Genomic DNA, 21,866 nt, shown 5'->3' with positions numbered 1-21,866 from the left:
CGGGAACGGCACCCAGCTTTCGGTTGCGCGCCCGCGATAGGATGAAACAGTCTTCATTGCAAACTTCTCATGCACACTCGTCCTGTCTGGGCTGAAATCTCCCGTCACAACTTGATTGCGAACTATCTGGAGCTTCGCCGGCTTGCGAGGGAGCATGTTTCTGCTGGAGCGAGTGTTGAGGTCCTGGCCGTCGTGAAAGCAGACGCCTATGGGCACGGGCTGCGGGTGTGCTCTCCGCTGCTCGCCGGCGCCGGTGCGGACTGGCTTGGTGTGACCTCGGTCGAGGAGGGTGTACGTGCGCGGGCAGTGTGTCCGGAGTCGAGCATCCTGGTGATGTCAGGCCTCTGGCATGGCGAGGCAGACGCGATCCTCGAGCATCGCCTTACCCCGCTGATCTGGGAGCGTTTTCATCTGGACCTACTGGAGAACGCCACACAACAGCGTTCTATACCGGATGGTTCGATCGCCGTGCATCTGGAGATCGATACCGGGATGTCGCGGCAGGGCGTTCCCATCCCGGATCCGCAGGGGAAGGAAGTGGGCGCGATTCTGGAGAGACTGCGTGCCAGTCCGGCGCTGCGGTTGGAGGGCGTTGCGACTCATTTCAGCGCGCCCGAAGTTATAGACGGCGAGGATACGAAGCGGCAGAGGTCTTGTCTCGAAATGGCGATCGAGTTGATTGCCGCATCGGGGCTTCGGCCGCGGTGGATTCATGCGGGCAACTCGGCGACGCTACTCGAGGGGGAACAGATCGAGCCGCTGCGGCAATTGGCGGCGCGGATTGGAGCGCAGCTGATGCTGCGTCCTGGGCTCTCGCTGTATGGCTATGCCCCGCGCTTCAGTGGAGCGGGAGAACTGGAAGCGGATGGTCGGATGGCCGGGAGCGGACTCTTTCCCGTGCTTGCTTGGAAGACGCGAGTGACTTCGCTGCGCACGATTGGGCCGGGTGAGGGAGCAGGCTATAACGCGACCTTCCGTGCAGAGCGTGCGACGAGGCTGGCGCTCTTGCCGTTGGGCTATGCGGATGGATTGAGCCGTTTGCTTTCGAATCGCGGCAGCGTGCTGGTTCACGGCCGCCGGGCGCCGATCGCAGGGCGGATTTCGATGGATCAGACGATCGTCGATGTGACGGACATTCCCGGAGTAGAGATCGGCGATGAAGTGGTCGTCCTGGGCAAGCAAGGAGGCGTGGCCATTGACGCATACGAGCTTGCCGACCTCATGGGCACCATTCCTTACGAGGTGCTCTGCGACATCGCCGAACGCGTGCCGCGGGTGCCGGTCGACTAAACTGAGAGTATGCTTCGCAAGGTTTACGCAGACTGGATGTACCGCTGGGAGACGGCGCTGACGACCCGGGACGAAAACCGGATCGTTCGCCCCTTGGAATGGGGGTTCGACTGGCTCGACGACTATATCGACCGGCGTAATCTTCGGTCAAAGCTGTTTGGGCCGAGCCAATTGCCATCGCCGACTGATAGCGCCGCACAACAAGCCATGCTGCGCCTGGGCGCGGATATTGTCGAGAACAGCGACACCTTCTTCGGCTACCGGACGCCTGACGATTTCCGGTTAGAGGAGCGGCATCCGCAGCTATTTCCGACCAATGTGCGGCCGGAGACGCTGCAGAAAGACGCCACGCTGCGGCAGCGAGCAGCGGCGGGAAAGCTGGCCAAGGCGCAGTTCCTGCGATTTACCTCGCCGGTGCGAACGATGCACCCGGAGAACGATCAGGTCAACGCGCGGTGGTACCCGGCAACTGCTGAGAAACAGGCAGGAAAGCCCAAGCAGGCGATCATCGTGATGCCGCAGTGGAACGCGGACGCCTTCAGCCATAACGCCCTCTGTGCGTTGTTCAACCGGTTCGGCATCTCGGCGCTCCGGTTGAGCAAGCCTTACCATGACATCCGACGGCCGGCGGAGTTGGAGCGGTCCGACTATGCGGTGAGCGCCAACATCGGACGCACGATCTCGGCGTGCCGCCAGGCGGTGATCGATATCCGCTGCTGCCTCGATTGGCTCGAGTCGGAAGGATACGAGCAGTTCGGCGTGCTGGGCACGAGCCTGGGTTCGTGCTATGCCTTCATCGCCAGCGCGCATGACGCCCGGCTGCGGGTGAATGCATTCAACCATGCGGCGATGAATTTCGGCGACGTGGTGTGGACCGGGCAGAGCACGCGCCATATTCGCGAGGCGCTCGAGCCGGTGATGACGCAAGCCGGTTTGGCGGAGTTATGGCGGTGCATCAGCCCGATTTCCTACCTGGAAAAGTTCGCCGCGGCCACGAAGAAGGTGCTGGTGGTGCATGCCACCTACGATCTGACATTTCGCGCAGAGTTCTCGCTGCAGGTGCTGGAGAGGTTTCGCGCTGCTGGTCTGGACTTCGTCTCGAAGGTGCTTCCGTGCGGCCACTATACGACTGGCGAGACGCCGTATAAGTTCATCGACGGGTGGTATCTGGGATCCTTTGTTTACTCGGCGTTCAGGTCGATTCGGGAAGCGCAGCCAACTGCGGGAGCGCGACACAACGAGCACCTGCACGAGATGGCTGTCGATTAGAGCAAGCCAGAGAGACGGCTTCGGAGCAAGGTCCGGTAGCTTGCGAACCCTTGATTCCATGGAAGAAGAATTGAGCAGTGTGGCCCGCGTGCAAGTCGCTGGCCACGCGGATCCTGCACTTTTGTTCCCGACGACCCAACAGTTTTAAGCGCGGCACAGCCACTAAAACTGGCCTTTCTGCTCGGCTTTTCCTGAAACACTTTTGGAGAATTGCACACGGCAGCTACGTCAGGTTGGCCCCTGGTCCAGTATGGAACAGGGGCCAACCCAACTAACAAGTCATTCGCTACTGCTGGAAGGTGCCCAAATAGCCTCCTCCATCGCTGGTGACATAGGCGACCTTGGTTGGCGACACGATGTAGAAGATACGGGTTAGGTTATCCGGGGTGGTTACAACCACGCGGCCATTGGTGCCGACGGCATAGGTGCCGGCGACGCTCTGGTAGGAGGTTAACCCGGTACTGCTGCTGCGGTTGGTGGTGAACGTGATGTTGCCGGCGCCATCTGTCGCCACCAGACCCGCTTCGTTCAATACCGAAGTATTGACCAAGGGCAGGCTGCCGCCGAGGTAGTTCCCGTTGAAGGAGGCGGTGGTGAACGGCGCTCCGGTCTGCGCCTCGATGATGCCGGAGCTGGCCGATCTGTCCGGTCCGAGAAGGAACGCCGATGTGCTGTTGATGATGTAGAGGATGGGCTGAGCGGTAGTCCCGGTGGAGGCCGCACGCCCAGTGGTTGGGTCGACGGCGTAGTTCACCGAGAAAGTTCCGCCGGGCGACAGGCTGCCTGCGTATTCGTCGAAGTTAAAGGTCACGGCGCCGCTGCCGTTGGAGGTGGCGATGCCGAGAGTGATGTCGGGAGTGGTGCCGGAGGAGACCGGCGCCAGGCCTTCGATCTCAAGGACGGAGGTCGTTGGAATGGAGGCCGTGCTGAACGGACCGCCGGTTTGCTGCAGGACGGTACCGCTAACGAGTGGCGAGTTCAGGGTGGCTGGATCGAGCGAGATGACCACCCATTCGGTGGGCGATACCTGATAGAAGCTGAAGTGGAAGGCGGTGCCTCCCAGGACGATTTGCAGGGTGCCGCGGCCATTGCCATCCACGGCGTAAGTTCCGGTCAGCGTGCTCCAACTGGCGAGCGTACCGCCGTACTGATTGGCGTCCGCCTTCCCGTTGGTGATGTTCCCGGCTCCATCCGTCTGGAAGGAGCAGATCAGGGCTTGCTGGTTCTGATCGATATCGGCCCCGCTGAAGAGGAATGCATAGTTGCCGGTGATGGCGGCGGCGGTCGGGCTGGCCAGGGCCGGGAGCAACGTGCCAGAACCACGCATCCCGGTACCGGTAGCATCGTCGAACTCGATCATGCGTATCGGGCTGGAACCGCCGGCGGAGACCGAAGCGGGGATAGCCAGCTCAAAGGTCATGGTCAAGGTAGAGGTCGTGAGCACGAGCTGACCTAGCCCATTGGCGCCGCTGGTTAGCGTGCCGCCGGTGATAGCTTGCTCGGTCACTGCCGGGTTGGTGTTCGTATTCTCGTCGAAGTAGCCATTCTGGATAGCGCCCGATTGGATGGTGAACGTTCCGTTGATGGCGACCCCGTTGGAAGTAGGCGGCGTACCTTGCGGAGCGGTTCCCGCAAAGACGAAGACATAATGACCGTCGGGGACGGTGCCAGTGGCTGCGTTGATGGTCAAGGTGAGGTTGGCCGTGGCGGTGTTATTCGCTGCGTCGGTCACGGTCAGGGCGACGGTCGTGGTTCCGGCGGTTCCCGGAGTGCCGCTGAGCAGCCCTGCCGCACTGAGAGAAAGACCGGTCGGCAGTGCGCCGGCCGCGGTCCAGGTGTAGGGGGCTACTCCGCCAGTGGCGGCCAGCTGATCGGTGTAGGGGCTACCCACATTGCCCGCAGGCAGCGAAGTAGACAAGATCGCCAATGTCGCGGTGTTAATTTGCAGGGTCAGCGCCTGGGTGCCGGTTAGCGGTGTTGCGGACGAGTCGGTCACCTGCACCGTAAAGGAACTCTGTCCAGCGGCCGTAGGTGTACCGGAGATGATGCCGGTCGTGGGGGCCAGGGTCAAGCCTGCCGGTAGAGATCCGCTGGCGACTGACCACGTATAGGGCGCGGTGCCGCCGGTCGCCGTCAAGTTCGCGACGTAGGGAGTGCCGAGAATTCCAGCTGTAAGCGTGGTCGGGGTGATGGTGATCGGCGGTGGCGGGGCCGCATTGATCACCAGGGTCGCGGCCAGGGTCGCGGTCTGGGGTGTAGCTTCCGAATCAGTCACTTTGATGGTGAAGGAACTGGAGCCGGCAGTGGTCGGGGTCCCGGTCAGGGCGCCGGCGCTGCTCAAGGTGAGGCCTGCAGGCGGCGTGCCGGCACTGATTGTCCAGGTATATGGAGCGGTGCCGCCGCTTGCGGCCAGGGTAGCGGTATACGCGGTGCCGACCGTTCCGGCGGTCAGGGTTGCGGCGGTGGTAATGGCGAGGGTGGCGACAGGTGGGGGGGTGGGATTGCTTTTGCTGCCGCCGCCGCCGCAACCGACGACTAGCGCTGAGAGGAAAACACCGCACACAAAACGGAACGTAGGTAACAACATAAGGGCCTGACCTCCGATGAGGGGTAACCCACCTCATGTACCACGGGATTGTCTGAAGCAGCACGTTCTCGATTACTGCTGTCTCAGGTTCACGAGTCTTGCACAATCAAGCTCGGCATGTCTATCGGATTGAGAAGAATCGTGGAGGCAAGGCCATAGGAGGTAACCAGGGCGCACTTTTCTGCTATTCCGGCAACGGAATTTCATTTCGATTGCTTTTATGCCGGAAATTCTGGCGAGGAGGGGCCGATCGAAAGATGTGCAGGGTGAAAAAGGGGTTCAGAAAAAGCATTTAAAACAGCTAAACTAATCCTATGACCGACCGCCTGAGCCTCACTCTCGCCGAATCCGACCCCGCCATTGCGACCGCCATCGATCACGAGATCCGCCGCCAGCATGAAGGGCTGGAGATGATTGCTTCGGAGAATTTTGTCAGCCAGGCAGTGCTGGAGGCGGCTGGTTCGGTATTCACCAACAAGTATGCCGAGGGCTACCCGGGCAAACGCTACTATGGCGGTTGTGAATACGCCGATGTGGTCGAGAACCTGGCGCGTGACCGGGCTAAGGAGCTGTTTGGCGCCGACCACGCGAATGTGCAGCCGCATTCCGGATCGCAGGCCAATGCCGCGGCGTTCATGGCAGTTCTGAGTCCTGGCGACACGATCCTGGGGCTGGATTTAGCGCACGGCGGCCACTTGACGCATGGCCATAAGCTGAATTTTTCAGGGAAGCTTTATCGCGTGGTCTCCTATGGTGTCCAGCGCGAGAGTGAAGTGATCGATTACGACGAACTGGAAGCGCTCGCCGAGCGCGAGCGTCCGAAGCTGATCATTGGCGGCGGCAGCGCTTATCCGCGGATCTTTGACTTTGCGCGGATGCGGCAGATCGCCGACAAGGTTGGGGCGCTCCTATTGATCGATATGGCGCACTTTGCCGGGTTGGTCGCCGGCGGCGCGCATCCTTCGCCGGTGCCGCATGCGCATATCGTGACGACAACGACCCACAAAACCCTCCGCGGACCACGTTCGGGTATGATTCTTTCGCAGCAGCAGTTCGCCGCGGCCATCGACAAGTGTGTCTTTCCCGGGCAGCAGGGCGGCCCGCTGGTGCATGTGATTGCGGCAAAGGCAGTTGCCTTCCGCGAGGCGCTGCGGCCGGAGTTCCGGGAATACGCGCGGCAGGTTGTGGCCAATGCCAAAGTGCTGGCAGAGACGCTGGCGAGTGAGGGCTTCCGGGTGGTGAGCGGCGGAACCGACACTCACCTCATGCTGATCGACGTCTTTGGCCGGCCGGGTGGGGGACAGATGTTCGGCAGCCAGGCGGAGACGGCGCTGCATGAAGCCGGGATCACGGTGAACAAGAACGCGATTCCGTTCGATACGAACCCGCCGATGAAGCCGAGCGGCATCCGCATTGGGACGCCGGCGTTGACGACGCGCGGCATGAAGGAAGCGGAGATGCGGATCGTTGGCAGGTGGATTGCCGAGGCGCTGGCGCATCACGAAGATGCCCAGGCACTGCGCAGGATTCGCGGCCAGGTGCTGGAACTGGCAGAACAGTTCCCGCTTTACGGCTGGCTGCGGGAACCGCAGACCGTCGGGGCGCGATAAAACTGAACTCAATCCAATGTCAGCTCGCTGGGTGATCTTCTTTGCCGCCTCCGCGCTCGTCGCTCTGGCTATTGCCGCGGCGTGGCCTTGGGCGGGCGGTACGGGCGTCCTGCGGCTGGCGATTTTTGCCTTTTTCAGCAAGCTCTGTCACCAACATGCGGACCGTAGCTTCTCATTCTTCGGGGCGCGAATGGCAGTGTGCGTCCGCTGCCTGGGCATTTACTCGGGAACAGCAGTCGGGAGCCTGCTTCGGTTGAAGTACGGGGTAGCGATCCGAGCGCTGGCATGGGGCTTGGCGGCGAACTGCGCTGACGTAGCGGCGGAGTCTTTGGGTCTCCACGGTAATTTGCCACTGCCTCGGTTACTAATAGGCGCAGGGTTTGGCGTTGCCGTGGGAGCGATGTTGTCGGCGGAGCGAGACGCCGAGAGATCTACTGTGCTGGCGTGAAGGAATGGGGGTCTAACTCCCTTGCTATTCCATTCAAGCCGATGGCTTGAATGGGACATCGCCTGAATCCCCCACACTTAATCGGACACCCTGTCTTCTGGCTACGTTGCCGGTCCGCTTTGGTAGGCGATTCGTCCTTCGCTGATCGTCCAGCGGACCTCTCCCAGCATTGTCCAGCCGTCGAAGGGAGTGTTCTTCGACTTCGATTTGGAGAGGGCGGCGTGGAAGACCCATTCTTTCCTGGCATCGAAGATCACCACGTCGGCGAAGGCGCCGACAGCGAGCGTCCCGCGCCCTTTGAGTGCCAATACAGCCGCCGGTTGGGTGCTGAGCAGGTTGATGACCCGGCCGATGGGAAGCCGGTTTGCCTTATGTAACAGCTGCAGTGACAAACCTAGTGCGGTCTCGAGACCAGTGATGCCGTTCGGAGCGCGCTCGAATTCCTGCTCCTTCTCATGGGCGGCGTGGGGAGCGTGGTCGGTGGCAATGCAGTCGACCACACCATCGAGAATGCCTTGCAGCATGGCGTCGCGATCGGCCGGAGCGCGCAGTGGGGGATTCATCTTGGCATTGGTGTTGTAGTTTCCCACTTCCTGCTCGGTGAGCAGAAAGTGATGCGGCGCGACCTCGCAGGTGACGTGGAGGCCATTCCGGCGGGCTTTGCGGACAGCTTCGAGAGCAGCGGCGGTGGAAAGATGGGCGACATGGAGGTGCCCGCGGGCGCCATTTAAGTTAGCAAGCAGGCGGAGGTCACGCTCGACGAGCGAAGATTCGGCCTCGACCGGCATACCACGCAGTCCCATGCGAAAGGCGAGCGCACCGGCATTCATCGAACAGCCGCCAGTAAGCCGGGTATCCTCGGCATGTTGAATGACGGGCAGCCCAGCGCGGGAAGCCACGGTGAGCGCCTGATGCATGATGGCCTCGCCAAGGATGGGCTTGCCGTCGTCGGTGACGGCCACCGCGCCTGCCGCTTTGAGAGAGCCGTATTCGGTCAGCTTCTCGCCCATGCTACCGCGGGTGGCGGCGGCAATGGGAAAGACGCGAATCTTTGCCCCGCGCTCGGGACTCTGCATCCAGCGGGTGGTCTCGGGCGAGTCATTGACGGGGATGGTGTTGGGCATGGCGCAGACGCTGGTGAACCCACCTGCTGCTGCCGCGGCGGTCCCGGTGGCGATGGTCTCCTTATAGCCTTGACCGGGTTCGCGGAGATGGACGTGAATATCGACCAGTCCCGGAGCGACGACCAGGCCTGTGGCATCAATGACTTCGGCAGCCTCTTGCTTGGCGGCGGTCTTGAGTTTCCCTGGGGCTTCGACGGCGGCGACGCGGCCATCACGCAGGAGCAGGTCGCGTTCGGCATCGATGCCGGATGCGGGATCGACGAGACGCCCGCCGCGGATCAGAGTGGAGCTCATGCGGGCCTCGCCTTCTTTGCCGGCTTGCTGGGGACAGGCTTCTTGGCGCCGTTTTTTACCGGTTCGCTAGAGATCTTGGCGGATGCGGCGTTCGTAATCGATTCGGGCGCCGAGGCGCCGAGTGCTCTGGCGAGGAGGGCCATGCGGATGGCGACTCCGTGACGTACTTGCTCGGCGATCAAGGATTGCGGCCCGTCGGCAACTTCGCTGGTGATTTCAAGGCCGCGGATGATTGGACCGGGGTGTAGAAGAAGCGCGTTCGGGGCAAAAGCGGCCATTCTCGGCTGGTTGGCCTGGTAGCGGCCCTTGTAATCTTCGAGATCGAGATGGAGGCCGGAGAGGCGTTCGGCCTGGATCCGAAGCATCATGACGGCTTGCGAAGCTGCGAGAGCTTTATCGAAGTCGCGCTCTATAGTGATGCCGGGGCCAAGGTTCGCGGCTACTTCGGGAAGCAGGGCGGGTGGACCGCAGAGGACGACCTGAGCTCCTAGCCTGGGAAGCAGGAGGGCGTTCGAGCGCGCCACGCGGCTATGCAGGATGTCGCCGACGATGGCGACCGTCACTCCGTCGAGGGTCGTTTCCGTAAGGGCGCTTTGGCCGCTGTTGCTTGGTCCTTTTTTAAAGTGGGCGAGCAGAGTGCGGAGGTCGAGCAGCGCTTGCGAAGGGTGCTCATGGGTGCCATCGCCGCCGTTGAGGATGGGTAATCCGGTGGCAGCCTCGAGCAGATAGGGTGCGCCCGAGGAGAGGTGGCGCAGGATGATGCACTCCGCGCCGAGCGCCTTCAGGGTGATGCCGGTGTCTTTGAGCGATTCGCCTTTTTCGATGCTCGAGGATTGCGAGCTGATGAGGGCGGTATCCGCGCCCAGGCTCTTGGCCGCTAGTTCGAAAGAGGTCCGGGTGCGAGTGCTCGACTCGTAGAAAAGCAGCGCGACCCGCCGTTTCAGCAGGCGCTTCATGCGCAGCAGCGGATCTTCGTTCTCGAGCAGCGTGGCCATTTGCAGGACGGAGCTGATTTCATCGAGGGAGAGATCGAGGACGGAGATCACAGAGCCCTTCGGACGAGGGATTCTTGGGGGCGCTATTTCGTCCAGCGCGAGATTCCGGCGCGGGGCTGGCGAGGAGGTCGATTGAGCGGCTTGTCTCGTTGGCATACGAAGTCACACTTCGGCAAAGCAGTAGTGGTTCAACTGCGCAAGGGTCGGTTTGTGTCGGGGCAAACTCCGGGGCCTTCCTCGTTAGGGGAGGCCCCTTCAACTTATAAGCTCAATCTGTTCGTTCGACCAGCAAGACCTGTTCGTCCTGGTCGATTTCCTGCAGTTTGACTTCGACGATTTCGCGTTGCGTGGTCTGGACGGTGCGCCCGACGAAGGTAGCTTCGATGGGCAATTCGCGGTGGCCGCGGTCGATCAGGACCAGCAGCTGGACGCGCCGGGGACGGCCATGATCGAAGAGCGCATCGAGTGCAGCGCGGATGGTCCGGCCAGTGTAAAGCACATCGTCGACCAGGACGATGTCGCGACCGTTGACATCAAAGCCGATAGCCCCAGGGCTCACGACCGGGCGGAGATCGTGAGTGGAGAGATCGTCGCGGTAGAAGCGGATATCCAGGATGCCGCTTTGTGCGGGTGTTCTTTCAATGGCGCTGATGATTTTCGCCAAGCGCTCAGCAATCGGGACGCCGCGCCGCTTAATGCCTACCAGACCGACATTGTGGCCGCCATTGTTCTTCTCGATAATCTCGTGGGCGAGCCGAACCAGGGTCCGCTCGATCTCGGATGCCGACATCAACCTGCACTTTTCGCGCAGAATGGGTTTGGTGTCTGGGGTTTTCTCTGTCATAGCTCTCTCGCCGGATGATACGAGGCTTCTACCCGCAGAGCAAGTCGAGAGGCAAAGCAATCGTTCTCCGAGAATAGGCAGTTTCGGTTCGTGCTCGTTCCGCCTGGAACTGGTGCCCACGGTTTCACGTACTGCCCGGAATCAGGAGCGCTGCAACTCGACAGTTTTAGAAGCTCGTCGACCCACTTCGTTGTAAGCTGGTTGCACCTTCGGCCCAGGACATTGTTGCAGCGTATCAGCACGAGATCCATAAAGGGGAATTCACTTGGCGCTAACCATTACGGGGTTATCGAAGACGTATCCAAATGGGGTAAAGGCGCTTAAAAACCTTTCCCTGACCATCGGCAACAACATGTTTGGTTTGTTGGGGCCGAACGGGGCGGGCAAATCGACCTTGATGCGGACGGTGGCAACGCTGCAGGATCCCGATAGCGGAACCATCTCTCTCGACGGCATCGATGTGCTGAAAGAAAAAAACGCGGTCCGCAAGCTACTGGGGTACCTGCCGCAGGAGTTTGGAGTTTATCCGAAGCTGTCGGCGTTGGACATGCTCACCCACCTGGCAGTACTAAAGGGGATCAGCAGCAGTACGGAACGCAGAGACATGGTGGATACGCTGCTGAGGCAGACCAACTTGTGGGAGGCGCGGAAGAAGGCGCTGAGCACCTACTCGGGCGGTATGAAACAGCGGTTCGGCATCGCCCAGGCGCTGTTAGCCAACCCCAAGCTGATTATCGTGGACGAGCCTACGGCCGGGCTCGATCCCGCCGAACGAAACCGCTTTCTGAACCTGCTGAGTTCAATCGCTAACAATGTCACGGTCATTTTGTCGACGCATATCGTGGATGACGTCCGTGAGCTTTGCCCGCGCATGGCGATCATCAGCAATGGCGAAGTGCTGCTGGAGGGGTCGCCGGCCGAGTCGCTCGACGCGCTCAAGGGGCGCATGTGGAGCAAGGTCGTGGCGACCGACCAGGAAGTGCTAGAGATGGAGCAGGCGCTTCAAGTCATCTCGACGCATCTGGTGGGTGGGCTTCATGAGGTGCGGGTTTATGCCGACAGCTCTCCGGCAGAAGGTTTCAGAGCCGTCGAGTCGGACCTTGAAGATGTCTATTTTCTCAACCTTGCCCGGCAAGTGAAGAACTGATTTCGAGGAGTGACCGATGGGACAGTTCTGGGAATTTTTCTCCTTCGAGATGAAATTCCGGTTGAAGAGTCCTTCAACCTATGTCTATTTCGCGATGTGGTTTTTCCTGAGCTTTCTATCGATTGCGGCGGAAGACTTCATCAACGTCGGGAATGACAAGATCCTCCTGAATGGGCCGTTCTCGACGACGCTCTTGCAGATCCTCTTCAGCCTGTTTGGCATCATTGTGATTGCGGCGATCTTTGGGACGTCGATCCTGCGCGATTTTCAGCGCGACACTTATCAACTGATCTTCACCAAGCCGATCAGCAAGTTTGCTTATCTTGGCGGACGCTGGACTGGTTCCCTGGTGACGACCCTTCTGGTCTTCAGCGGGTTGATCTTCGGCGAGGCGGCGGGGACGCTGGCATCGTGGGCCGACCACACGCGGATTGCGAGAGGACATCTCTGGTGGTATGTCCAGCCGTTCTTGACGATCACGGCAATTCAGATTTTCTTCTTGGGCTCGCTGTTCTTCTGTATTGCGGCGCTGACGCGCAAGATATTCATCGTTTACCTGCAGGGCGTTGTGGTGTTCATGGCGTATCTGATCGCCGATGTGATTTTCCGGGCTACGCGTTCGCTTGAGCATTTCTGGTCGGCTATTTTCGATCCCGTGGGACTTCGGCTTTTCGATAGCGTTACGCGCTATTGGACGGTAGTGGAGAAGAACAGCCTGCTGCTTCCATGGAGCGGCGTCGTGCTCTATAACCGGCTGATCTGGTCGGGAGTCGGAGTGGCGGCGCTGGTCGTCGTTTATGCGCTCTTCCCGTTATCGGTAGAAGCGCTGACTGCAGTCTCGCAGGGACGCCGGGCTGCCAAGGCAAAGGAGAACGAGGCGGAGGAATTTCGCCCGAGGCGCTCTCTCTTAGCCGGAAAACTGCCGGTGGTACACCAGGTTTTCGACGCCCGTACGACCTGGGCACAGCTGCTCTCGCTGACCCGGCTGCGCATTTCGAATATCCTGCGCGAACTGCCCTTCTGGGCCATTCTTGCAGTGATGGTGGTCTTTGCAATCATCAATGGCCACTTTGCCGGGAAGGTCAACGATACCGATGTCTATCCCGTGACCTTCTTGATGGTCCAGGCGGTCGAAGGAAATGCAATCCTCTTCTTCCTGATTGTGGCCACCATGTATGCGGGCGAACTTGTCTGGCGGGAGCGGGACACTCACTTTGACGGCATTCATGACGCATTGCCGATGCGGGAGTCCACCGACTGGCTGTCGAAGTTCCTGGCCTTGGCAGCAATTGAATTTTTACTGCTGACCGTGGTCCTGCTGTGCGGGGTGCTCATGCAGACGATTGCGGGCTACTACCACTATGAGCTGCTGGAGTACTTCAAAGAACTCTACCTCATCACCTATCCCGGGGTGTTGACGTATGTGCTGCTGGCGCTCTTTCTGCAGACGATGCTGAGCAATAAATTCGTGGCCCATGGGCTGGTGCTTGGCATTTTTGTTCTCAGCATTGTGCTCTTCAATTTTGGCTGGGAGAACACGTTGTATCTGTTCGGCAATATACCGCCCTACACGTATTCAGACATGAACGGCTACGGTCATTTTGTGCCTGCGCTTTTCTGGTCGATTACGTATTGGCTATCGATCTCGGCAGTGTTGGGTGTGATCTCGATTGTGTTCGCGTTGCGGGGGCCAGACGATTCCTGGAAGGCGCGGCTTCGGCTGGCGCGCGAGCGGGCGCGGCGGCTTGTCCCCGTAGGAGGACTGTTCCTGCTGATCGCAATCGGGAGCGGCTGCTGGTATTACTACAACGCCCATGTGTTGAATGAATATCTCAACGCGAAGGCGAGACGTGACATACAGGCGGATTATGAGCGGAAGTTCAAGAAATACGAGGGCATTCCGCAGCCGAAGATCATCGCGGTCGATGCAGCCATCGACATCTTTCCGGAGCGACGCGCTTTCTCAGGAACCGGACACTTTCTGTTACAGAATAAAACCACTGTTCCGATCACGACTGTCCATATCGTGAACGGGCAACAATCTATATCAAAGGTAGTCTTCGATCGACCCTTTCATCTGGTTTCGTCGAGCGCCAGAAATCTTTATAGCATCTACGCGCTCGAGCAGCCCTTGGCGCCCGGGGAAAAGATCAACATGAATTTCAATGTGGGCTACGCGACCCACGGGTTCACGGATGGAAACGAGCGTCCGGAGCTTGCTTATAGCGGCACCTTTTTCGACTCTGGCTACTTCCCGACGATCGGCTACAACCCAGACAACGAATTGACCGACCCCCGCCGCCGCCGGGATGAACATCTTGGACCAGTTTCGGACCTTCCCGCGCGAGGCGACGCGGTAGGCAGCGTCACCAATCTTTTCACGCCGTATTCCGACTGGATCTCCTACCGGACGACGGTGAGTACGTCGGACCACCAGGTGGCGCTGGCGCCGGGTTACCCGCAGCGGGAGTGGCATGAGAATGGGCGGCACTACTACGAGTACGACATGGGAAACGTCAGGATGCTCGACTTCTTCGCCTACGTCTCTGGCCGCTATGCCGTGAAGCGCGACAGCTTTCCTGGCGCGGAGGGGAAGATCAATATTGAAGTCTATTCGGCCCCGGCCCATCTCTACGATGTAGACGACATGATTGCCTCAAGCAAGGCAGGTTTAACGTATTACGAAAAGAACTTCAGCCCCTACCAGTTCCGGCAGTTCCGCATCCTGGAATTTCCTCGCTATCGGACCTTTGCGCAATCGTTTCCAAATACAGTTCCCTTTGCCGAGTTTGGCTTCTTCACGCGGCCGCCGGGGCCGGAGGATATCGACATGACTTACTTCGTCACCGCCCATGAGCTGGCCCATCAATGGTGGGGTCACCAGTTGATCGGGGGACGGGTGGCGGGTTCGAACATGATGTCGGAATCGCTTGCGGAATACTCGGCACTACGAGTGATGCAAAAAGAGGTATGGCGACTATCAGATGCGCAAATTTCTCAAGCATGAGCTGGATGGCTACTTGCGCGGCAGAGCGGGCGAGAGCATCAAGGAGACCCCGCTCGACCTGGTGCAGCGAGAGGCATATGTCTGGTATCAGAAGGGATCACTGGTGCTTTACGCGCTCTCCGACTACATCGGCGAGGACAAGCTAAATCTGGCGCTGCGTAATTTCTTGATGGAGTACCGTTATGCAAATGCGACCGATTCGCGGAGCGGGCCCTATCCCGACACGCGGCAGCTGGTGCAGGCGCTCCGCGATCAGACTCCGCCGGAGCTGCAGTACTACATCACTGATGCCTTCGAGTCGATCGTGCTTTACGACAACAAGGCGGTCACGGCGACCGTAACCCCAACGGCGGACAAGAGATACAAGGTCGTATTGACGGTCGAGTCGAAGAAGTTCAAAGCCGACGGTAGCGGCAATGAGACGCCTATGGTGCTGAACGACTACGTCGATATCGGCGTTTTTACGGGGAAAAAAGACCACGAACAGCCGCTGTCCTTGAAAAAGGAAAAGATCACGCAGCCGAGACAGACCTTTGAAGTGGTTGTGGACCAGATGCCGACGCGGGCGGGGATCGATCCATACAACAAGCTGATCGATCGGATCTCGGATGACAACATGATCGACGTGGGCAAGCCGTAACTGCTTCAACGGAAGCGAGCCGATGCACGAGGCCACCTCGTATTTACGGGATGTACTTCAATCTGCTGATTCTGGCTCCCAGTCGACCGCCCTGGGAACTGCAGAGAGAAGCTGAGTTGCCCAGCGCAATGGTGCGCAAACGAAGGAGATCGTCAAGGCTGGTACTGCCTTCAGGTCTTCCAGAAAGGACTGCTCGTTTTTGCCGGCGAGCATAGCGCCGCTGTTCATCATGTGCAGATGAAACGCGGCGGAGATCAGCGAAAAGATCAGGACTCCAATGGTCACTTTCGATGGATTCGGAGTGGCTGCCGCGAGGTGGGCGAGGCAATCAAGCAAAAGCGCCGCCACCGGAACTCCGGCGACGATGGCGAGATTGCCGAGCCAGCGATTGCGGACGCCCAGCAGCCCTTGCTGGATCGCTGAGAAGAAGCCGGAGGTTCCGATGACATAAGCGATCTCGATGAGAGCGCCCTTCTGGCCGGCATGACGGCCGAGGGCCCCGAGAAAGACCGAGCCGCGAATGACAGCAGTGATGGAAGCGGTCTTCCAATTCCAATAACGGAACGGGAAGAGGATGGACTGTGCAATGGAACGATCTGCAATGGAACGCTGGGCAATGGAACGCTGGGCAATGGAACGATCTGCGTCGTCTTCCGGTTCGCTTCCCACTCCGCGGCGGTTGCTGTGCATGCCGCCATTGTGCGGAAGAAATGAGAATACCGGATCAACCTGCGATTACCAGACAGCCAATTCGCGCCTTCGAACCAGATTGGGACCTTCAGAGAAACCTACGAAGCAACGACTTCGAAGGGGCGCATCATCTCGTTGTCTTCGTGCTCGAGCAGGTGGCAGTGCCATACGTAGCGGCCAGTGTATCCCTCAAAGGGGATGATGATGCGAACGACCATCCCCGGGTCGACGCGCACGATGTCCTTCCAGCCGGCATCGGAGGGTGAGGGAGGAACGGCAGCCGCGAAGAACTTCAAGGTTTGCGACTTCTGGTATTCGAAGACATTAAAGCGCCGCCGATCAAGAATCTGAAAGCGCACCAGATGAATGTGAATAGGATGAGAGTCTTCGGTGAGGTTGACGAGCTCCCAGATCTCAGTCGTGTGGATGACGGGCTTTTCAGTCACCGGCATGTGCCATGGCGTGTTGTTCAAGAGCATACCCATCGATTGCTGGACGAGATCCATGTTTTCGTCGAGGGTAAGACGGCGGGTCTTGACCGCCTGGCTCTCGGGGATCCGCGTCACCGGGCGTAGCACCTGAGGTAGCCCGGCATTGTTGTTAACGGGCGCGGCGGCGACGCGGAACTGCAGCAGTTCGAAGGAATCGCTTTTGAGGAGCAGCGTCTTACCCGCATAGGGGCTGAAGTCGAAGAGGACGTCTCCGCGCTCCCCGGGTGCGAGCACCAGGTGCTTGAGCGGAATGGGAGCGGAGAGCAGCCCCTGATCCGAGCCGATTTGTTGAAACTCGTAGAGATCGCCGAACGAGAATCGGAAGAACCTGCCGTTAGCGCCATTCATTAGGCGGAAGCGGTATTTCCGCGCTTCGACTTCGAGGTAGGGAGCCAGCTTACCGTTGACCAGGATGGCGTCCCCGAAGACCTCCGGCACCCATGGGGACTTGGGATTGCCGGAGGTGGGATATTCGAGGGAGCCGTCGGTGCGCAACATACGGTCGAAGATCAGCAATGGGATCTCGTATTTGCCGGAGGGAAGATTAAGGGCGTCTTCGACGGCATCGCGGACGATAAACAATCCTTGCAACCCGGCATAGATATTCAGCCGGTTAATTCCCATCGTGTGATCGTGATAGAAAAGCATCGCCGCCTCCTGATGATTGGGGTAGAAGCAGGTAGCGGACTTGCCGGGAACGAACCAACTTTCGGGATAACCGTCGCTCTCGGCCGGCGTGCGGCCGCCGTGCAAGTGGACGACGGCCCGAACTTCGGGCTTGCTCTCCTCGGCGCCATGAAGAGTGTGGTCGATCGGTAGAAAATGCTTGCCGGGCAGTTCATTCGCCCATTCAACCAGCAGCGCCTCCCCACTTCGAGTGTCGAAGGTCGGCCCGGGAAACGAGTTCGCGTAGCCCCAGACGCGCGTGGGTGGGAGATCACGATGCAGCTTGACCAGCATCTCGCGCATAGCGAGGCGGTAATAGGGAATCTTGATGGCCGGGTTCTCCGGGTGCGGACGAAGACCAGTGCTTTTGGCCTGGGGCAGCAACGGCAGCGGATCAACCCAAGGAGTGAGGGTGCTAGCGTTGAGCGAGGACGCGGTAGCAGCAGTGGCTTGTTTGGAGAGCGCCGCTCCGGCGGCTAGAAGGCCCGTTTGGCCGAGGAATTTGCGGCGAGTGATCAAACCAGAAACCTCAGAGCTAATCGTAGAAGAAAGTCCATGCGAGGAGCTTTTGTTGGGGGAAAACGAAGGGCGTGAGCAATAGCCCACGCCCCCTTTTCAAAGAGGAACTGGAACAGCGACTAGGGGTGAGCGACGGGCTCCCCGGTTGTCGGATTAAGGAAGAGCTTCGGAGCTGGCGGCTGGTCAAAGAAGAAGAACATCTTGTTCAGCGTACCCGCATAGCCGTCAAAGGAGCCCGGTCCGACGGATTCAGCATCGAGCCAGTTGCGTTCAATGAAACGCATGATGGAGCTTTGATCGATCAGACTGTGATCGACAAAGTTCTGCTTGGCGTAGGGCGAGATGACGAGGAAAGGGAGACGGGGACCATAACCGCAGCGTCCTTGTGCGTGAACGGCAGCAGGATTGACGCCGGGAAGGGCGGTTTCACCAGTACCGCAGGTGCCCAGGCCGGTGAGGGCATCCTGTGGGCTAACGGACGGGTTGATGATGGGGCTCATCTGGTGGTCATACCAGCCATCGGAATCGTCATAAGCGATGATCACCGCGGTGGTCGCCCAGTCGGGCTGCTGTTGGAGGAAGTTGAGGGTGTTGACGATGAAAGTTTGTTCGTCGAGCGGATCGGAGTAACCGGCGTGGCCGTCCTGGTATCCAGGGGCCTTCAGGAAGCTGACCGCGGGGAAGTTGCCGGCGCTGACCGCGTCGAAGAAGTCGTGAGTGTCGTACTGGTGGTTTGCGGCGTCACCTGATTGGCCGATGGTGGCCACCGAGCTGGGGCGGGTGTGCTTGAGATTTTGAGTCGAAGCGTAGTACTGGAAGGGCTGGTGATGGGGGATATAGTCAGCCTTCTTGACGCCGGTGATCGCTGAGGTTGTGCTGCGGTTGCATCCCGTGGTGCCGTTGCTGTTGGTCTTGGTGAGGTCGAAGCCACCCTCGAAGAATCCCCATGAGATGCCCTTGGCGTTGAGCAGATCGCCGATGTTCTTGCCGCCCATCGCCAGGTTGGATGAGGTGCTGGAGCAGACGTCGCCAGTCGGATCGGCATCGCTCACCAGGGTAAGACCGCCATACCCGTCGGCAACGACTGCAGACTCTGCGCCGTTGACTTCAGTTACGCCGTTGGTCTGGCCGGAGATCAGGTTCAGCGCGCCATCGGTTGAGGGGCCGAAGTTGGTGCCATAGGAGTTGTCGTTCATGGCGAAGTGGTTGGCATAGTTCCATAGGGCAGTGACGGTGTTGCCGTCGTAATAGCCCATGACGATCCCATTGGTGGTCAGACCGGCGGGCGGCGGTCCGGGAGTTCCGGTGAAGGCCGGGAAGGCGTCCATCATGCCATGGTCAAAGGCCTGCTGTTCGGCGGTGTAGTCGTGGTCCTGATCGGAAGTCGCAGCCTGGGACCGGTCGAGACGGAAGGGATTGGAGGCGCCTGTGGCGTTAACCGGGTTCAAGTTCGGATTGTGAAGCTTCAGAATGGTGCTGAGTCCATTCACCGTAGGCGTGCTTGGAAGCGGGTTGAAAACCGGCTCTCCGGGAGGGTTGGTCGCATAGGGATAGGTTCCGAAGTAATGATCGAACGACACATTCTCCTGGAAGATGACAACGACGTGCTTGATCGGGGTGGTGGTCGGATAGTCGGTGGACGTCGCGTGTGCGGCGATTGGGGCCAGGAACTGCCCAGTAACCAGCACGGTGGCCAGCGAACATGCAACAAATTTTTGCATTACAACTCCTTCGCGCCGGTTTTTAGACGCGCTTCTCCGTCTTAGTTTGTGCGTGTGAACAGAGAATGAATGTGCGAATGAGAGTCAGTGAAATCCGGCAATTTACCGTCGATTTCTCTGCAAAAAAGAGAAAGCTACAAGCCGACCCAACTGCTTGCCCGAAAGAGGGTTATCAGGATATCAAAGCATCCTGGGGCGGGGTCCTTTGGAAAGAGGCGGTAAGACTTCCGAGTACACCCGTCGCCGCTTTTTCCAGAATGGCGATCTGTCGTTCCATCCGTTGCATCTGGTGGGCGGCGACATCCGGATCTTCGGCAAGCAACCAGGAGTCGTCCTCGCGGCCGGGACCTGGGGCAAGCAGATTGTCGCTACGGAGGAGGGCAGCGCTCATCTTTTCTAGTCTCGCGATCAACCGCTCCGTCCTGGCGAGGGTTTCCGCATCGGCTTTGCCGAGGACGGCCAGCGTGGTAATGCTTTGGGTGAGCCTGCGGGTGTAAGTGACGAACGTAAGAGCGTGATCTCGCATAGAGGCCGAACTTGCGGGCGAGGCCGATGAGGACATCCGGGGCGAAGCTGGACGTCCGAATCCCGGCTCGAGCATCAAGCGATCGAGGGATTCTTCGGCATCATTGCTGGCAAGGCCGCAGGCGCGGCGCGCGGGCGCCAACAGCTCGCGTTCCGCCAATCGTCGTTGCTGGGTGTGAAGAACGGAAAGGTCTCGGCTGCCGGCGACAGGCCTGGCGCTAAGGCGATTCCAGTAGCTGAGCATGGCGCGGATGTAGGCCGCGTCAGCGGCAGCGGCCCGTGCCAGGAGCTTGCCAAGGTTGAGGTGTTCGCCTTCCGGCCAGAGCAGGCGCATGGCCCCGACGGCTACGGCAGCCCCCAGCAGCGTGGTGAGCATTCGCACGCCCGAGTATTGCCAGTCACGAAGATGAGGCAAGCTCATCAGCACAAAAGTTGGGGTCAGGAAGAAGCAGTACCAGGCGTAGTCAACGGCGTAGGTTGCGAGTGTCAGCACGGAAGTGATCGTGATGACGGCAATGATGCCCGCCTGACTGCTGATGAGAACGGCCAACACGGCGGCGAGGATCCCGCCGGCCACGGTGCCGCCGACACGCTCTATGCCGCGCTTCAAGGTGTGCGATTGATACGGCTGAAGCACGATGATTGACGTCATGCCGAGCCAGAATCCATGGCTGATGTGAAAGAGTCGCAGCAGAAGGATGTCGACGGCGCCGACCACCGCCATGCGCAGGGCATGCCGCATCATGATGGAACCGAGCGTCCAGTTGGCTTGCAGAGCGTCGGACAGGCTCGCGTTTCTGACGTCTGTGCGGGAGGCGCCTTCGGTAAGAAGCCTAGCGGTTTGCGACCTGACTTCAACGCCGGTCCACACCGCCGCGACGGCTTCGCGGGCGATCTCGAGATTCTGGCAAGCATCGAGTTGAGCAGCGGCCAAATGGCCGAGGATGGATCGGTCTTTTGCGCTCGCAGGGAACTCCTGCGCTGCCTTGCGGACGCGATCCGGCGCGGCATAAACGGAAGGAGGCATGTCCGAGCGTTCCTCCCTCGTATCGCTTCGTCGCTCGCTGGTGCCGCTCAAGGAAGGACGGCGCTGGAGTGCACGAGCGATCGCCTCCTCTTCCTTGCCGAGGCCTTCCACGAACTCCCGCAGCGGGTCTTCGGGGCGGCCGGTTTGGGTGGGAGCGGAAGCGCTCTCGAGGCCGAGCGCGAGTTCTGTGATCCGGATGGTCGCTTCGAAGAGCATATCGGCCGTCTCCAGCAAGACAGTCAGGTTCCGGGCTCGGATGGTTCGCGAAGGAACACGGGCGGCGGTGGTCCCTAACGCCACTCGGGCCGATTCCATGGACAACCGCATGGTGCGTTGCCATTCAAAACCGCGGAGGCGCGCCGCCTCTCTGGCTTCGCTGCCGCGCAGAGTCGGTTCAATCCTGGCGGTGAATTCAGCCAATTGGAAGTAGCATCGGGCAACTGCCAGGCGCGCGGGCCGGAACGGATCGACCGGCCAGAGCAGCAGGCTGAGCAGCGCCGCCCAAGCCGCGCCAAGAACGAACTCCAATGCATTCCACAACGCCGGGCCAAGGGAATGGGCAGAAGCTCCGAGGGCGGCGAAATAAATGACGAGGATAATGACGCTGGTCGAGGCGATGGGCTGCGCGAGAACCCGCCCGAATGTCACCACGAAGCAGAAGACGCTAGTGATCAGAATCGGAACCAGGGCTGACGAGACAGAACCATTCCTGGTGGTCAAGGCTCCAGCGATGCAGGCCACGGTACCTCCCAGCATCAGGGTAGCGATGGTCGTGAAACGCGATCGGTAAGGACCGCCGTTGTCCACCAGGATGGCTTCGAAGCCACCGAGCGCCGCCCACCCCATGGGTTTGCCTAGCAGGTGGCAGACGATCATGGCCGCTGCCACGGCGAGGCCGGCACGGAGGCCGCGCATCCAATGCAGATTTCGCAAATTCCGGATCCTCTTCGACAGGACGTGCGAACGCTCCAT

General features: G+C 59.9%; 15 protein-coding genes. 7 read left to right on the top strand and 8 right to left on the bottom strand.

The window, feature by feature from the left end; translation table 11 throughout:
• Nucleotides 1-69 precede the first annotated feature (69 nt).
• Nucleotides 70-1,290 carry an alanine racemase gene (alr, locus tag ACPOL_RS09665; RefSeq protein ID WP_114206880.1) on the top strand — a complete coding sequence of 407 codons (1,221 nt, stop codon included), beginning with the start codon at nucleotides 70-72 and terminating at the stop codon, nucleotides 1,288-1,290.
• 9 nt (nucleotides 1,291-1,299) lie between these two features.
• On the top strand, nucleotides 1,300-2,559 hold the full coding sequence (locus tag ACPOL_RS09660) for an alpha/beta fold hydrolase (protein WP_114206879.1): 1,260 nt from the start codon (nucleotides 1,300-1,302) through the stop codon (nucleotides 2,557-2,559).
• Between the two features lie 286 nt (nucleotides 2,560-2,845).
• Here the strand turns inward: ACPOL_RS09660 and ACPOL_RS09655 are convergent, their stop codons facing one another.
• The gene (locus ACPOL_RS09655) at nucleotides 2,846-5,146 is read right to left on the bottom strand and encodes a beta strand repeat-containing protein (protein ID WP_114206878.1); all 2,301 of its coding nucleotides are present in this window, start codon (nucleotides 5,144-5,146) and stop codon (nucleotides 2,846-2,848) included.
• 314 nt (nucleotides 5,147-5,460) lie between these two features.
• Between ACPOL_RS09655 and glyA the strand changes: the two genes are divergently transcribed.
• Together glyA and ACPOL_RS09645 are read left to right on the top strand one after the other, a co-directional pair.
• The gene (gene glyA, locus ACPOL_RS09650; RefSeq protein ID WP_114206877.1) at nucleotides 5,461-6,756 is read left to right on the top strand and encodes a serine hydroxymethyltransferase; all 1,296 of its coding nucleotides are present in this window, start codon (nucleotides 5,461-5,463) and stop codon (nucleotides 6,754-6,756) included.
• 16 nt (nucleotides 6,757-6,772) lie between these two features.
• Nucleotides 6,773-7,204, top strand: coding sequence for a DUF2085 domain-containing protein (locus ACPOL_RS09645; protein ID WP_161557277.1), 432 nt, complete (start codon nucleotides 6,773-6,775; stop codon nucleotides 7,202-7,204).
• A gap of 101 nt (nucleotides 7,205-7,305) precedes the next feature.
• On the opposite strand, the gene ACPOL_RS09640 is transcribed toward ACPOL_RS09645, so the two are convergent.
• From ACPOL_RS09640 to pyrR, 3 genes are all read right to left on the bottom strand, one after another.
• Nucleotides 7,306-8,622: a dihydroorotase gene (locus ACPOL_RS09640; protein WP_114206875.1), complete on the bottom strand. Its 1,317-nt coding sequence runs from the start codon at nucleotides 8,620-8,622 to the stop codon at nucleotides 7,306-7,308.
• Nucleotides 8,619-9,773, bottom strand: a complete 1,155-nt coding sequence (locus ACPOL_RS09635) for an aspartate carbamoyltransferase catalytic subunit (RefSeq protein WP_114206874.1) — start codon at nucleotides 9,771-9,773, stop codon at nucleotides 8,619-8,621. The genes ACPOL_RS09640 and ACPOL_RS09635 overlap by 4 nt, the downstream gene beginning before the upstream one ends.
• A 112-nt stretch (nucleotides 9,774-9,885) precedes the next feature.
• Nucleotides 9,886-10,461: a bifunctional pyr operon transcriptional regulator/uracil phosphoribosyltransferase PyrR gene (gene pyrR, locus ACPOL_RS09630; RefSeq protein ID WP_114206873.1), complete on the bottom strand. Its 576-nt coding sequence runs from the start codon at nucleotides 10,459-10,461 to the stop codon at nucleotides 9,886-9,888.
• Between the two features lie 265 nt (nucleotides 10,462-10,726).
• Between pyrR and ACPOL_RS09625 the strand changes: the two genes are divergently transcribed.
• From ACPOL_RS09625 to ACPOL_RS34650, 3 genes are read left to right on the top strand one after another with little or no spacing between them, the layout of a single operon-like run.
• A complete protein-coding gene (locus ACPOL_RS09625; protein WP_114206872.1) occupies nucleotides 10,727-11,608 on the top strand; it encodes an ABC transporter ATP-binding protein in 882 nt (293 codons plus the stop codon).
• A 16-nt stretch (nucleotides 11,609-11,624) separates the two neighbouring features.
• Nucleotides 11,625-14,615 carry an ABC transporter permease/M1 family aminopeptidase gene (locus ACPOL_RS09620; protein ID WP_236657357.1) on the top strand — a complete coding sequence of 997 codons (2,991 nt, stop codon included), beginning with the start codon at nucleotides 11,625-11,627 and terminating at the stop codon, nucleotides 14,613-14,615.
• Nucleotides 14,593-15,255: a M1 aminopeptidase family protein gene (locus ACPOL_RS34650; RefSeq protein ID WP_236657356.1), complete on the top strand. Its 663-nt coding sequence runs from the start codon at nucleotides 14,593-14,595 to the stop codon at nucleotides 15,253-15,255. Before ACPOL_RS09620 ends, ACPOL_RS34650 begins: the two co-directional genes overlap by 23 nt.
• Before the next feature lie 57 nt (nucleotides 15,256-15,312).
• On the opposite strand, the gene ACPOL_RS09615 is transcribed toward ACPOL_RS34650, so the two are convergent.
• The 4 genes from ACPOL_RS09615 to ACPOL_RS09600 form a co-directional block, all read right to left on the bottom strand.
• On the bottom strand, nucleotides 15,313-15,945 hold the full coding sequence (locus ACPOL_RS09615) for a hypothetical protein (protein WP_114206871.1): 633 nt from the start codon (nucleotides 15,943-15,945) through the stop codon (nucleotides 15,313-15,315).
• A gap of 98 nt (nucleotides 15,946-16,043) precedes the next feature.
• Complete coding sequence (locus ACPOL_RS09610; RefSeq protein ID WP_114206870.1) at nucleotides 16,044-17,621, bottom strand: multicopper oxidase family protein; 1,578 nt, start codon at nucleotides 17,619-17,621, stop codon at nucleotides 16,044-16,046.
• A 119-nt stretch (nucleotides 17,622-17,740) separates the two neighbouring features.
• Nucleotides 17,741-19,342: a phospholipase C gene (locus tag ACPOL_RS09605; RefSeq protein WP_114206869.1), complete on the bottom strand. Its 1,602-nt coding sequence runs from the start codon at nucleotides 19,340-19,342 to the stop codon at nucleotides 17,741-17,743.
• A 172-nt stretch (nucleotides 19,343-19,514) separates the two neighbouring features.
• Complete coding sequence (locus ACPOL_RS09600) at nucleotides 19,515-21,827, bottom strand: FUSC family protein (RefSeq protein WP_161557276.1); 2,313 nt, start codon at nucleotides 21,825-21,827, stop codon at nucleotides 19,515-19,517.
• Between the last annotated feature and the right edge of the window lie 39 nt (nucleotides 21,828-21,866).

This window comes from Acidisarcina polymorpha (assembly GCF_003330725.1).
In the GTDB taxonomy this organism is placed as follows: domain Bacteria; phylum Acidobacteriota; class Terriglobia; order Terriglobales; family Acidobacteriaceae; genus Acidisarcina; species Acidisarcina polymorpha.
Note: the sequence above shows the minus strand (reverse complement) of the source record. Positions and strands in the feature narration are given on the sequence as shown.

Excerpts from the sequence above, each read along its gene's own strand:
- ACPOL_RS09640 (WP_114206875.1), bottom strand. The coding sequence starts at position 8,622 with ATGAGCTCCACTCTGATCCGCGGCGGGCGTCTCGTCGATCCCGCATCC.
- ACPOL_RS09615 (WP_114206871.1), bottom strand. The coding sequence starts at position 15,945 with ATGCACAGCAACCGCCGCGGAGTGGGAAGCGAACCGGAAGACGACGCA.
- pyrR (WP_114206873.1), bottom strand. The coding sequence starts at position 10,461 with ATGACAGAGAAAACCCCAGACACCAAACCCATTCTGCGCGAAAAGTGC.
- ACPOL_RS09660 (WP_114206879.1), top strand. The coding sequence starts at position 1,300 with ATGCTTCGCAAGGTTTACGCAGACTGGATGTACCGCTGGGAGACGGCG.
- ACPOL_RS09605 (WP_114206869.1), bottom strand. The coding sequence starts at position 19,342 with ATGCAAAAATTTGTTGCATGTTCGCTGGCCACCGTGCTGGTTACTGGG.
- ACPOL_RS34650 (WP_236657356.1), top strand. The coding sequence starts at position 14,593 with ATGCGCAAATTTCTCAAGCATGAGCTGGATGGCTACTTGCGCGGCAGA.
- glyA (WP_114206877.1), top strand. The coding sequence starts at position 5,461 with ATGACCGACCGCCTGAGCCTCACTCTCGCCGAATCCGACCCCGCCATT.
- ACPOL_RS09655 (WP_114206878.1), bottom strand. The coding sequence starts at position 5,146 with ATGTTGTTACCTACGTTCCGTTTTGTGTGCGGTGTTTTCCTCTCAGCG.
- ACPOL_RS09620 (WP_236657357.1), top strand. The coding sequence starts at position 11,625 with ATGGGACAGTTCTGGGAATTTTTCTCCTTCGAGATGAAATTCCGGTTG.
- ACPOL_RS09635 (WP_114206874.1), bottom strand. The coding sequence starts at position 9,773 with ATGCCAACGAGACAAGCCGCTCAATCGACCTCCTCGCCAGCCCCGCGC.
- ACPOL_RS09645 (WP_161557277.1), top strand. The coding sequence starts at position 6,773 with ATGTCAGCTCGCTGGGTGATCTTCTTTGCCGCCTCCGCGCTCGTCGCT.
- alr (WP_114206880.1), top strand. The coding sequence starts at position 70 with ATGCACACTCGTCCTGTCTGGGCTGAAATCTCCCGTCACAACTTGATT.